This window comes from Mesorhizobium sp. Cs1321R2N1 (assembly GCF_037179725.1).
GTDB classification, from domain to species: domain Bacteria; phylum Pseudomonadota; class Alphaproteobacteria; order Rhizobiales; family Rhizobiaceae; genus Mesorhizobium; species Mesorhizobium salmacidum.
The window spans coordinates 59,585-72,223 of the sequence record NZ_JAPYKP010000007.1; the positions used below are offsets into that span (position 1 = coordinate 59,585).

Annotated in this window: 6 protein-coding genes and 5 pseudogenes; 6 read left to right on the forward strand and 5 right to left on the reverse strand. The window is 57.2% G+C overall.

What is annotated here, in order from left to right:
- Positions 1–240: 240 nt before the first annotated feature.
- Both nodI and O7A61_RS03690 read left to right on the forward strand, forming a co-directional pair.
- Positions 241–1,155 carry a nodulation factor ABC transporter ATP-binding protein NodI gene (gene nodI, locus O7A61_RS03685; RefSeq protein WP_337128397.1) on the forward strand — a complete coding sequence of 305 codons (915 nt, stop codon included), beginning with the start codon at positions 241–243 and terminating at the stop codon, positions 1,153–1,155.
- Positions 1,155–1,940, forward strand: a complete 786-nt coding sequence (locus O7A61_RS03690; protein ID WP_442921039.1) for an ABC transporter permease — start codon at positions 1,155–1,157, stop codon at positions 1,938–1,940. The genes nodI and O7A61_RS03690 overlap by 1 nt, the downstream gene beginning before the upstream one ends.
- Positions 1,941–2,460: 520 nt before the next feature.
- Here O7A61_RS03690 and O7A61_RS32535 read toward each other — a convergent pair.
- Both O7A61_RS32535 and ectB read right to left on the reverse strand, forming a co-directional pair.
- Positions 2,461–3,303 carry a 2OG-Fe(II)-dependent halogenase WelO5 family protein gene (locus O7A61_RS32535; RefSeq protein WP_442921041.1) on the reverse strand — a complete coding sequence of 281 codons (843 nt, stop codon included), beginning with the start codon at positions 3,301–3,303 and terminating at the stop codon, positions 2,461–2,463.
- Between the two features lie 3 nt (positions 3,304–3,306).
- Positions 3,307–4,551: pseudogene (gene ectB, locus O7A61_RS03695) on the reverse strand (diaminobutyrate--2-oxoglutarate transaminase); the annotation flags it as partial.
- 931 nt (positions 4,552–5,482) lie between these two features.
- Here ectB and O7A61_RS03700 point away from each other — a divergent pair.
- Complete coding sequence (locus tag O7A61_RS03700; RefSeq protein WP_337128398.1) at positions 5,483–6,064, forward strand: GNAT family N-acetyltransferase; 582 nt, start codon at positions 5,483–5,485, stop codon at positions 6,062–6,064.
- A gap of 324 nt (positions 6,065–6,388) precedes the next feature.
- Here the strand turns inward: O7A61_RS03700 and O7A61_RS32540 are convergent.
- A pseudogene (locus O7A61_RS32540) lies at positions 6,389–6,791 on the reverse strand (Lrp/AsnC family transcriptional regulator).
- 880 nt (positions 6,792–7,671) lie between these two features.
- Here O7A61_RS32540 and O7A61_RS03705 point away from each other — a divergent pair.
- Complete coding sequence (locus O7A61_RS03705) at positions 7,672–8,601, forward strand: 2-oxoglutarate and iron-dependent oxygenase domain-containing protein (protein ID WP_337128399.1); 930 nt, start codon at positions 7,672–7,674, stop codon at positions 8,599–8,601.
- A gap of 362 nt (positions 8,602–8,963) precedes the next feature.
- Here the strand turns inward: O7A61_RS03705 and O7A61_RS03710 are convergent.
- Positions 8,964–9,209, reverse strand: a pseudogene (locus O7A61_RS03710) (integrase core domain-containing protein); the annotation flags it as partial.
- Positions 9,210–9,382: 173 nt separating this feature from the next.
- On the opposite strand from O7A61_RS03710, the pseudogene O7A61_RS03715 reads away from it, so the two are divergent.
- Positions 9,383–10,030, forward strand: a pseudogene (locus O7A61_RS03715) (IS110 family transposase); the annotation flags it as partial.
- Between the two features lie 434 nt (positions 10,031–10,464).
- Positions 10,465–10,763 (forward strand): annotated as a pseudogene (locus O7A61_RS03720) (MucR family transcriptional regulator); the annotation flags it as partial.
- 459 nt (positions 10,764–11,222) lie between these two features.
- Here the strand turns inward: O7A61_RS03720 and O7A61_RS03725 are convergent.
- Positions 11,223–12,629 carry an aminotransferase gene (locus tag O7A61_RS03725; RefSeq protein ID WP_337128400.1) on the reverse strand — a complete coding sequence of 469 codons (1,407 nt, stop codon included), beginning with the start codon at positions 12,627–12,629 and terminating at the stop codon, positions 11,223–11,225.
- Positions 12,630–12,639 lie beyond the last annotated feature (10 nt).

Below are 12,639 nucleotides of genomic sequence, written 5' to 3' on the forward strand. Positions count from 1 at the left end.
CAAAAATGGAGGCACTATGCGCATGGACGGCATGATGGTGATGCGTGGCGGGGTGATTGCCCATGTCGAGGAAGGCGGCATGCTTGGGGTGGGGCCAAGCGAGTGAGCGCGTTCTGGCATGGAGACGGCAATTCGCCAGCCGAGGCCGAGTCGCGCTCCCTCTCTCCCCCTGGCGTCATCGCAAGTTTAGGCAGGCCACCTGAGGCTGCTGGACGCCCTTCTGCAGAGGGAGACGAGCACGTGTCCCCACTAGCGATCGACCTTGACGGCGTGAGCAAGTCATACGGCAACAAGGTGGTTGTGGACGGGCTGTCGTTCACTGTCGCGGCAGGAGAATGCTTCGGCCTGTTGGGCCCCAACGGGGCCGGCAAAAGCACGATCACACGCATGCTCCTCGGCATGACCCCGCCTGATTCCGGTAAGATCACGGTGCTCGGCATGCCAGTACCAGCACGCGCGCGCCTGGCACGCGGACGCATTGGAGTCGTCCCGCAGTTCGACAACCTTGATCTCGAGTTCACCGTACGTGAGAACCTGTTGGTTTTCGGGCGCTACTTCGGCATGAGCACGCGTGCACTAAAAGCCGTCATACCATCCTTGCTTGAGTTTGCCCGCCTCGAGAGCAAAGCCGATGCCCGCGTCAGCGCACTGTCCGGCGGCATGAAGCGGCGGCTGACACTCGCGCGAGCGCTGATCAACGACCCACAGCTGCTAGTCATGGACGAGCCGACCACGGGCCTCGATCCGCACGCCCGGCATCTGATCTGGGAGCGGCTGCGCAAGCTCCTGGCGCAGGGCAAGACGATCATTTTGACCACCCACTTTATGGAAGAGGCCGAGCGGCTGTGCAACCGCCTTTGCGTTCTTGAGAGAGGGCGCATTATCGCTGAGGGTCGCCCACAAGCGCTGATCGAAGAGCAGATCGGGTGCGACGTTCTCGAGATATACGGTGGTGATCCGCATGAACTGAGTGCGATGATCAAGCCATTCGTACAGCGCATCGAGGTGAGCGGCGAGACGCTTTTTTGCTATGGGCCCGATCCAGAGCGGGTGCGTATGCAACTGCAAGGATGCGCGGGTCTGCGTCTCCTGCAGCGACCACCGAATCTGGAGGACGTTTTTTTGCGGCTGACCGGGCGCGAGATGGAGAAATGATGATAGGCGAACGTTACGCCGCGGCTCTACCAGCCAATGCGTGGAATTGGGTCGCGGTGTGGCGCCGCAACTACCTCGCATGGAAGAAAGTGGCGCTGGCGTCGCTGATCGGGAACCTGGCCGACCCTATGATCTCGCTGTTCGGGCTAGGCTTTGGCCTCGGAATAATGGTGGGGCGCATTGAGGGCACGTCCTACATAGCGTTTCTAACAGCGGGCATGGTCGCCGCCAGCGCGATGACCTCCTCCACCTTTGAAACGATCTACGCAACTTTCGGCCGAATGCAGCGGACCTGGGAAGGAATCCTGTACACACAGATCACACTCGGCGACATCGTGATGGGTGAATTGGCGTGGGCAGCCACGAAGGCTTTTATGGCCGGCACCGGAATCATGATTGTGGCCACTGTGCTGGGCTATGTGGCATGGCCATCCGCTCTGTATGCACTGCCTATCATTGCTCTTACTGGCCTCGCTTTCGCGAGCCTGGCGATGGTCGTGACGGCGCTTGCGCCCAGCTACGACTACGTCGTTTTCTACCAGACGCTCGTCATCACACCCATGTTGTTTCTATCGGGGGCTCTCTTCCCTGTGAGCCGAATGCCCGGTGTTTTTCAGCAGGTGGGCAGCTTCTTGCCGCTCGCACATTCGATCGAGCTCATTCGTCCGGCGATGCTTGGCCGCCCGGCCGAGAACATCGGCCTCCATGTGGGCGCGCTGTGCATTTACACAGTGCTGCCGTTCTTCCTTTCGTCGGCACTGTTGCGTCGACGCCTCATGCCCTGATGCGCTTTACGGATCGTGATCGAGGTGCCGCGCGTGCAAACGCCGAAGCCCGCCTTACGAGCCGCAGCCGTTTACCCGTACATGGCGCAAGCGGATCGCGCGGCCGAGTCGAGGGAGGGTGGCTGGTCTCCAGGATCGCAGGCCGCGACGACAGCGCCAGAACCGTCCGTCGCCGCTGCAGTCTTGGCTCGCACAGAGCCCCTGGGCGGGGGAGCCGCAAGTCCGGCAAGCATATCGCGACAAAGATGGCGTCTCCCCGGCAACGGTCAGCCTTCTCTCAAGCTTGCGCTGACCAGAAGCTCTGGATGTAGGGACGTCGGCATGACACTACCAACGCCCACATCGGGGGGAGTTGACTCCATCTGGATTGAGAAGCTCCGCAGGCTCGACAGGCGGATCATTGCATCACAGCGCAGAGCACTTGCCGGAACTTCCCAACTCGGCGATACGGCCCGGGAACATCGAGCCCTTCTACGCGCGATTACCGGCGCAACCCGGTCAGTCGTCGCACAGTCGCACTTCAGGTCCACCATAGAACAAGATCCGGCCGAGCAAATCCGAAGAAGCAGTTCAGCAAAAGGCGACGCTGTCCGTTGCCTGACTGTCGGGTGACCCCGTGAACGAAACCGCCGTCAAACAGGACGATATCCCCGGCCTTAAGCTGGAAGTCGTGACAAGGAAAGGCATCGAGATAAGCTGCCGAATAGGGATAGCCAGTGGTCTCCACCCCCTGCGATCTGCGATCGGTGACTGTCGGTTTATGGCCCCATATCCGCACGTTGCCACCCTCGTCGGGCATGCTGGCATAGAAGTTGAGCGCTACGACGGTGTTTTTCGCCACCGCAGTAAGCTCGTAATTGCCCCCGGCAGATACGACTTGAGCAACGTCGTCGTGAGGCTCCAAGGCATACAAGCCCGTGCTAGACCAAGACAAGGCACGACAAACGTTGGCTTGACCGTCTTCCGAACGAGCCAGCCGTAATTCAATGCCCTGATTGTGAAGTTCGCGCTTTAAGGCGTCGAACACTCCGCGGACAGGATCAACCAAGCTACCGAAAAGAGCGTCTACGGAGGGTCGGGCATCTCGCGACTGTGCGAAATAGGTGGGTGCATCCTTCCTGTAGTGAGATGCGCCGACATATTGTCCGGGAACGCCGTCTTTGCGCTCGCTGAGATCGGGGTTGCGAATAAAGTTCGCGGTGATCTCCTCGGCCACTTCGGTGCTAAAGGCTTGCTTGATGTGGAGACCGGTGATGTCACCTCTCATGACCGAGATGATCTCGGCAATGCTGATGGCGCCGACTCTTTCTCTGAGCGTAAGGGGCGAAATGGCAGGCGCCTGAGATTTTTGATCAGTCGTCATCGCTTGCTCCTGAAATGCTTGATCGAGGATGGCGATGCCATCATCGAGTTCGTCCTCGCTGATCGTGATCGGCGGGAGCACTTTGATGACGTCGCGATTTGGCCCTGAAGATTCGATCAGCAGGCCGTTTTCGAATGCGACATCGTGCACGCGGCCCACGATGGCTGGTGAACGGCACTTAAGGCCGGCCATCAGACCGCGACCGCGTTTGCGTTCGATGAACTCCGGATATTTCGTAACGAGGCCGTCAAGAAGTGCTTGCAGTTTGACAGCTGTTCGCTCGACGCCTGCAACAAAGTCCCTCTCGGACCACATTTTGCACATCGCCCCTGCAGTCACGAAGGCGAGATTGTTGCCTCTGAATGTTCCGCTGTGTTCCCCGGGCTTCCATATGTCCATTTCCGGGCGAATTAGAACGATGGAGAACGGACTGCCCGAACCGCTTAGGGACTTCGACAAGCATACGACGTCGGGTTCAATTTTCGCGAACTCGAACGAGAAGAAATCGCCCGTTCGCCCAGCTCCTGCCTGAATGTCGTCAACGATCAATACGATCCCGTGGCTGCGACATATGCGCTGAATTTCGATGAGCCAAGCTGTGGAGGCGGTGTTCATACCGCCTTCTGCCTGGATGGTCTCCAAAATGATTGCGGCGGGCTTTTCTATGCCGCTCCCGGGATCCCCCAGTACATGATCGATGTAGCTCGCGGAATCGAAATTTGGGTTCGGATAGCGGTCATAGGGGACCCGAATCACATCGTGGCGGGCAACGCCGCCTAGTTCCCGGGTCGACGCCGAACCCGACACCGCCAATGAGCCTAGCGACATGCCATGGTACGCATTTGTGAAGGCCATGACGCTCGAGCGCCCGGTATATTTTCGGGCTAGTGCAAGCGCGGCTTCGTTAGCGTTTGTGCCAGTCGGTCCAGGAAACTGTATCTTATAGGAAAGGCCCCTTGGTTTCAGAATGGAATCGACAAAGATTTCAATGAAGTTGCGCTTTGCGACTGTATACATATCAAGCGATAAGAGAATGTTTCCATCGGCAAGATATTCAATTGCCGGTGCAATGATTTGTTCATTGTTGTGTCCGTAGTTGAGGGCACCGGATCCTACAAGGAAATCAATATAAGGCTTACCGCTTTCGTCCCAAATTGTCGCCCCAAGAGCTTTAGAGAAGACTGTTGGAAACGATCGTCCGTAGCGCCGAACATTAGACTCATACGACGTGAAAGCATCGGATTTCATTGTCGAATCTCCTGCACGTGTTCATCGCATCCAGCGGCATAGAAGGATGGGCATACATCTTCTTAGTCGCCGCGCGGCGTCATCCGCGCGATCGGCATTCCCAATCTTTATCACGTCACTCAGACCCATAAAGTTTTCTTGAGTTAAATTTAGATTGCACTGTCGTCTTGAAGCTTCACATTAGCGATCATCGCCGAAGCTCCCGTCCGGCCCTGCTGGGTGATCGAGGGTTGGCAGGGGAATTCGAGGCAAAGCCTCTTCTCACGCCACGTGACTTTGCAGGAGGACCGGAACCCGGGATGCTATTCCGATCTGGAATGGCATTGCCACGCTGGCGAGGCCGACGATATGCAGCAGCGTGAAGAAGGCTGACGGACATGTCCAAGCTTCAGCTGGGTCACTCATCCAACGTGATGCGATTAGCGCCGATTGCCGACTTTAATCGTCCAGGATCGTGTCGACCTGCGAGGCGTTGCGCGAGCGCTGCGACATCGACCACCCTTGGCGGCGGGACGATGCCGCCGGTCCCAAGCACCGGCTCCTCAATAAACGCCGCCACCGGCTCCGACGCTTCGCTATATGAGGGCTTTGCGTCCACCGGTTGCTCAACCCGCGCCCGACGGCGTAACAGAAACAGCCAAGGCTCTAATAGCCGCTGGATGAGACTTCAGTGGCAGGTCAGAAATACGCAGGGATGATTTCGGATACCACTGATTGCGGCCTTTGATATCAGAAACCGCCGGCGACACACCGGAAAGCCAAGCCACGGCCTCGTAACTGGAAGCCGCAACAGAGCTTTGGAGCGGCGGAAACAAAACTGTTGCCAAAATTTGTTAAAATATTAACCCAACTAAATCGCATTCTAAGAGATTATAGTCCGATGTCGGTGTGCCTCTACAAGGACAAGAGCGGATCGGAAAGGAACCATCTAATGTATATCCTAGAAACGCCGCGCCTGATCCTAAGGCCGCCGTCGCATCGCGACGAGCTTCTACTTCATGGGCTTCTTAGCGATCCGTTCGTGATAGAGGCCGTTGGGGATGGTGTCTATCCCACGCTAGAGCAGTCGAAAGCCAAACTGCTTGAGTTCATCAAACACTGGCAGGACAATCGGTTCGGCCTTTGGATGGTGTTTGTCAAAGACAAAAGCGAAGCCAGAAGATTCGCCGGCTATTGTGGATTAAAGCGTTTCGGCACCGATATGCCGGCAGGTCAAAATAACGTGCAAATCGAAACTGTCCTCCACCTTGGCGCCTCCGGGGAGGGAATAGGCACCGAGGCCGGCAAGGCAGCACTCCGGTTCGCGTTCGAGAACTTGAAGCTTGAGAAGGTCGCGGGATTCATTCGTCCAACGAACACACGTTCGTTGCGTAAGAACCGGAAACTCGGTTTTTACCATGTGAGAGACATCATTTACAATAGTAACATGCCAAGGAAATATTTTGAGGTGACTGCCGTGACGGCTATACTCGCGGGAGAGTTACGTGTTTTACCCTACACTGATCAGAAATAGTGTTACAGATATCGGGTTGTATTGCAAACCTTCATGGCATGAGATAGCCGTAATTTTGCGGCGAGGATACCAGACAGGATGATCTTGGCGGTCGGTGGAGATTTGAAGCCGAGCACTGGTCGGACGCGGTGCTGCACGCATCATGTCGCACCTCCTCCTGTTAGCCGCATTCGTTCCCTCCTCAAGATCGGTTGGCGTAGAACACTGGTACCGCTACCTGGCAACCTACCACGGATATACCTCAAGTCTCGCCGATATGCGCGGTTCGGGGGACAAATCCACGGAGTCGAACCCAACTGTCGTCGAAATCACTGCTTAAGCAACTCACGTTTGCCTAAGGGCGGACATCGGGATCGGCGAATTGGACTTAACTGGTCGTCACAACGAGGCTGTAATATTGATCGATGCCAAATCATGCCTGCAGCAGCCCTCCATCAAATCTTATAGCCAGCTTAGAGGGACAAGCGACGCGCAGGAGGTAGTCGATCCGCCCGATTTGCCCAGCAGCACGAAGATCGCGCCCCTGGTGAGAGCCGGACTGAGCCGCGCGTAAAATCCTTCGATAATCCCCGCGGCTTCGAGTATACGGACCCGCTCCGAACGAGCCGATGGCGATAGACGAACGCGTTTTACCAGCTCGCTTTTCGAAATTCGGCCGTCTGCCTGAACCTCTGAAAAAAGTCCGGAGGTCCCAGGGGTCAAGGCGGTCGATCTTATCCACGTTGATTTCGCGCGCATCGCCGCTCTGGCAGTAAATCGGAACCTTTCGCGTCGGCAATGCAGGTCAAGTTCAGCACTCACGACCTCTGCCATGTTGCAGAGCCGGATGTAGGCCGCTGCTCGAAGCAGTGCTTGACGCCATACTCAGCTCGAAGGACTCCAATATCCTTGCGCAGGCATGGAGGTAGCGAGACGGATCGACGTCGAAAAGCCGCGCGCAAGAACCCTTGGTTCCATGTTGCCAAACGTGACCCGCAGGATGGGAAAGTCCGGACCGATATTTGGCACGCAGTCGAATAGGCTTCCGTCGATAATCATCGGGAAGATCCTGTATGCCACCTTCTCAGTCCGAGATCTTGTGAATTTTTCATGTAAACTTGCAACACAAAATCGATCTATCTGCCATATCACTTAACTAATAAATAATATAAATTGTATGAGTTCGGTGAGAAAATAGCGTAAATTGCCCTGACAACCTGCAAGGGAATGTCATGTACATCGCGGAGAGCTCCATGTCTGAATTACAACTAAGAACGCCGAGAGGTGGCCAGATACGTCCGACATCCCCGCTTGCTCCCATGTATCCAAAACAATGTCGACTTTGATGAGTCGCTCTCCAACACACTCGGGCGAGCTATCACATCAACCTCTGCAGGGCTGTTTTCACGCTCGGCTATCTCCGCGAGATTGGCTGCGCGAAGCGGCTCGCGTCACGCCCGGAGTGTAGCAGCTATGGAGCAATCACACCCTTGGATGACGAAATCGGCCGTCTGCAACTTGCGGCGATCCTACATCAGGCACTGTATGGAGCACGGCACTTACATCCCGGTTAACTACAAGGTTTTCGAGAAGCCGCACAAGGGCAAAGCACCAACAGAGGAGCGACTATGACTACCTTACCGCAAATATCACTAGCGAAACTCTCAACCGACTCAACACGAGGTGCGGAGCAACAGCACTTACGCATGGCCTGCGAGAAGTACGGGTTTTTTTACCTTATAGAGCACGGAATCCCGAAGGAACAGATCGTAGAAGCGATCGATGCTTCCCGGCGGTTCTTTCAATTGCCACAGTCTGTCAAGGAACAGTATGGTCCCGCCGCCCAAGACGTCTTCCCCCCTATCGCGCGTGGATATTTCCCGTTGAACGGCGAGATGCTACATCCCGAGGCTGGCCCCGATCAAAAAGAACTGTTCGACCTCGGAACGGAGGACGAAGGAGACCGGCGTCCATTTGCCGGCCTTACGTGCTTCCCAGATGACGCTTTGGCTCCTGGTTTCTCGCGAAGCCTGCTTGCTTTGCAGTCTACCGTGCTAAACGGGGTTGTGCCGCAGCTCGGGAACGCGCTTGCCGACCTGCTCGACATGGAACAGGGCTGGTTCCAAAGCCATTTTAGCCCGCCAACAGTCCTGCAACGGGTGAACCGGTATCCAGCTAGCGGCGGCGTGGCCGGCAAGCATACCGACACTGGCTTCTTCACGCTACTGCTGCAGGAGGAACTCCCTACGCGCTCCTTGCAGGTGTGGTTCCACGGGCGCTGGACCCCGGTGCCGAGCCTCCCCGACAGTCTAGTAGTCAATTTGGGCGACATGCTTCAGGCTTTGAGCGACGACCGATTCAAGAGTACGCCGCATCAGGTCGCACACAGTGGTTCGACCGACAGGATTTCACTGCCGTTCTTTATCTTTCCCAACATCGAGGCACGCCTGACCTCGCGCCAAGGTAAGCACACCTTCAGTGTCGCAGAAGTGATGCTGCGCAACAGCAAGTCACAACAAACCGGGAATGGCGCAGGACGCGCGCGGGAATTGCAGTAAGTTTCGGCTTCTGACGCCGAGCGTAGGTGCCGTCGGGGAGTGGTTAGAATTGGAAGGTTGGCGTAGTTCCGGGATAAACCTGAAGCGTTAATCCTACGGCTAGTCCGATCGAAGTTGGCGAGCGGGTTCGCGGTTTCACCAGACGATGCTCGACATAGAGCTGGAACCGCTGCTTGCATCGCCCTTGTGGCAGGCGATGCTGGGCGATGAAAGCGCGCGGTGTTGCCGGCAGCTGCGAGGCGCTCCAGCGCGCCAGGCCAAAACGGACAAGGAGGAATTCCCGCCGGCTATCCTACGAAATAATCGTACGCTTGATCCTCGACTGTTGTTGCCCCGAATGATCGGACGCGATCATGGTTGGGGGTTTGATCCGCGATGAACTCTCGGGGTGAACGATAGCCGAGCGCCTTGTGCAGATGAAGGCTGTTGTAGTGATCGATCCACAATGGCAAGCTTTCCATGACTGTTCTAGCGTCGGGTAGCGGCGAGACGCGGACATAGTCACGCTTGATCGTCTTGACGAAGGCCTCTGTGATGCCGTTCGATTGCGGGCTTCTGACCGGTGTCGTCCTCGGCTCCAGTCCGATGTCGCGGGCAATGGCCCTTGTCTATTGGGCAATGAAGCATGAGCCATAGCACCTGCGGAATGAAGGAGCGGCGGCGGCCGAGGCCGCGGTGCGCGCAGCTTTTCGCTGCAGGCGCGCACCGCTGGAGGCGGCCATGGCCAGTCAGAGTTTCTCTAGAATGTGAATGTTCACAACCCATTCCAGAGAGACCGACCATGACTACTTCAGATTCTACACCCGCCGGCGCGGTGCTGGTAGCGATCGATATCGCCAAGGTTCGCAATGAAGTTCTGATCGAAGACCCAAGCCACAAACGCCGACGCCGTCTGCAAGTCCTCAATAACCGTGCTGAGCATGACCATCTGGTCGAAGTCCTGCAGACGTACGGTCGCCCGGTGGTCTGTGGCTTCGAGGCGACGGGGAACTATCACCGGCCGATTGCATGGCGCCTGGCTGAGGCTGGTTTCGAGGTTCGACTGGTGTCGTCTCTGGCGCTCGCGCGGACGCGAGAAGCGTTGCACAATAGCGGGACAAGAACGACCCCAAGGACGCGCAGGTGATCCTGCACATGCTCCGAATACAGGCGACGCAGCGCTACCACGATCCGCTGCGCGCCGGCATCAACGATGTACAGGAACTGTCGAAGACACATGAGGCGATCGCCAGGGCAAAGACCGAGATTCAGCACCGGATCCTGACGCACTATCTGCCGCTGTTATTTTCCCGAGATCTATCGCTTCCGAGGAAACAGCCGCAGCGATTGGTTCTTCGCATTCCTCGATGTCTTTCCGACGCCGGCAAGCATCACGGTGCTGACGAAGGAGGAGTTTGTAACAGCAGCTTGGGATGTCGTCGGCCGCAAGGCTTACATTGTAGGCGGCAAACAGGCCAGGGAAGTCGAAGCGGTCGTACATGGCGCGCAGATAGACGGTGCCGGCCAGCATGTTGTCGCGCCGGTCGTGCGGATCGGAACTCAGACCATGCTCGACGCGCATCTCCGAAAATAGGTGCCGGGCATCAACTGCACTCGCCCATGGCGCCGGCACGCCAGGTGATCGGGCGGCCAGCAAGCATGGTTTTGCCGCTGTTTTCGGCATTGATGACGGCATAGATCGCAGGCCTGTGGAACATGGAAACGCCGGCTTGCCTCCGCGACGAACTGATGCCATCGTCGCAGCTGCGGACTATGGGAGATGGTGATGGGCTCCGGTCGAGGCGGAACAGGCGCATAGCGCAAAGGCGACCATGCCGAACATCAGGAGGGTCACTCCTTCGCTGACGGAAGACAGTCGGCGGTTCGCCAAAGAAACCCGAGGCCCTCAAGCTTGCAGTCCCGGTGAAAAGTCGGTCACGCCCGACTACATCATCAGCCTGGAGGGCGGAAAAAGTTCAAGTCGCTGAAGCGGCATCTCTCTACCGCCTGAGGCCCGACGAATACCCCGCCAAGTGGGGACTGCCAGCGGATTACCCGATGGTCCCCCGAATTATGCCGCCGCGCGCTCTGCATTGGCCAAGACCAGGGGCCTCGGCAGAAAGCCGAACGAACCTGAACAGCGCGCGCCTGCAAAAAAGATTCGGAAAAAGACCGCGGCCTGATCTTCACAATTGGTCCAGTGCCAATGCCGCTTGAGAGGCTGGACTTTTGAAGAAGGAGCCGGCGAGCAACCTGTTTGTCACTCGCCGGCCAAGTCCGCCTTGGGAGGAGTGGCGGTGATTCGCTAAACTCATCAGATGGGACCATGAGATCGGTTTCCTCGACCCGCTGTCCATTGCGACCATTTTGGGATAATCGTCCCTGCGTTCGTCCAGGATGAAGGGGCGGAGCCGTTCCGTCAAATGCCGTCCGTATATCGTCGTCATCTGGCAGCGAGATGGGCGGGCGGCACTCGTGATTGCAAGCCAAAGAGAAATGGGCAGCCCACCCGCGTCGCCTAGCTGCAGGGAATTGCGGCAGAGGCGCGATCTGACAGCTCCCGAAACTTCAGTTTTGTCTAACGCCGATCCGAGACAAGATGAATTTTCGCTGTCGGCATCTGTTCACAGGTTGGCGTAAGATCATATGGCACCCTCCGCCTTTAGCGCGCGATAGGTCGTGTCGATGGATTTCGCGGTCGCGTCAACGATGATGTCTACCTCTTGCCTGGTGATGATCAACGGTGGGGCGAAGCCGAGGATATCGCCGTGCGGCATCGCCCGGCTGATGACACCATTTTCAAGCAGGGCAGCGGCGGCGCGCACGCCGACCTGAAGCCCCGGGTCAAACGGTATCCGGGCTTTGGGATCTCGCATCATCTCCACGGCGGATAGGATGCCAATGCCACGCACCTCACCGACGATGGGATGTCCCTCCAGCTCAGCTTTCATACGGGAGAGCCAATAGGGGCCGACATCGCGGACATGTTCCACTATGTTCCTTTCCTTAAGTACCTGGATATTGGCGAGTGCGGCGGCCGCGCAGAGCGTATGACCTGAATAAGTCCAGCCATGGCCAAGCGGGCCGTGCTTCTCCGTTCCTTCTTCCAGGACCGACCAGACCCGGTCGCCGATAATCGACCCCGAGATGGGAAGATAGGCGGAGCTCAAGCCCTTCGCAATTGTTACAAAGTCGGGACGCATACCGTAGAGGTGAGAGCCGAACTTCTCTCCAGTTCGGCCAAAACCGCAGACGACCTCATCGGCGATGAGAAGGATATCGTGTTTGTCCAGAACTGCCTGAATCGCAGCCCAGTATCCTTTTGGCGGAGGAACGATCCCTCCAGTCCCGAGTACCGGCTCGCCGATAAAGGCTGCAACGGTTTCGGGGCCTTCAGCATCGATAAGGGCCTCGAGTTCATCGGCACAGCGCTTCGAGAAAGCTTCCTCGCTTTCGCCATCATGCGCCTGGCGATAGTGGTGGGGCGTCGTTGTATGGCGAACCAGGTCCAAGGGAAGATCGAAGAATTTGTGAAAGAAGGGAAGGCCCGTGAGACTGCCAGTGACCAGTCCGGATCCGTGATAGCCGCGGTTTCGCGAAATGATCTTCTTTTTTTTAGGGCGGCCGAGAATGTTATTGTAGTACCAGACCAGCTTGATGTTTGTTTCGTTGGCGTCAGAACCGGACAGGCCGAAATAGACCCTTTGCATATTCTGTCCGAAGTACTCGACGATCGCCTCCGCCAACCGGGCTACAGGCTCCGTCCCCTGGCTGGCATAGACGTGCGCAAAGGGTAGCTCGTGCGCTTGCCGGGAAATCGCATCTGCGATCTCCGTGCATCCATAGCCCATATTGACGCAATAGAGCCCGCCGAAACCGTCCAGGCTTCTGCGGCCTTCGGTATCCCAGATGTAGACCCCTTCCGCACCGGCTATGATACGGGTCGGCGTCTCACCGCGGCTGTGCTTTGCCAAATGTGTGGACGGATGGAAGACGAAGCTACGGTCCTTTTCCTGGATTTGTTTCGTTCCCAGATTGGTCAGGCTCATTGCCGCTCTC

Bases quoted from the DNA above. Each gene is read 5' to 3' on its own strand.
- O7A61_RS03725 (WP_337128400.1), bottom strand. From the start codon at position 12,629: ATGAGCCTGACCAATCTGGGAACGAAACAAATCCAGGAAAAGGACCGT.
- O7A61_RS03705 (WP_337128399.1), top strand. From the start codon at position 7,672: ATGACTACCTTACCGCAAATATCACTAGCGAAACTCTCAACCGACTCA.
- O7A61_RS32535 (WP_442921041.1), bottom strand. From the start codon at position 3,303: ATGACGACTGATCAAAAATCTCAGGCGCCTGCCATTTCGCCCCTTACG.
- O7A61_RS03690 (WP_442921039.1), top strand. From the start codon at position 1,155: ATGATAGGCGAACGTTACGCCGCGGCTCTACCAGCCAATGCGTGGAAT.
- O7A61_RS03700 (WP_337128398.1), top strand. From the start codon at position 5,483: ATGTATATCCTAGAAACGCCGCGCCTGATCCTAAGGCCGCCGTCGCAT.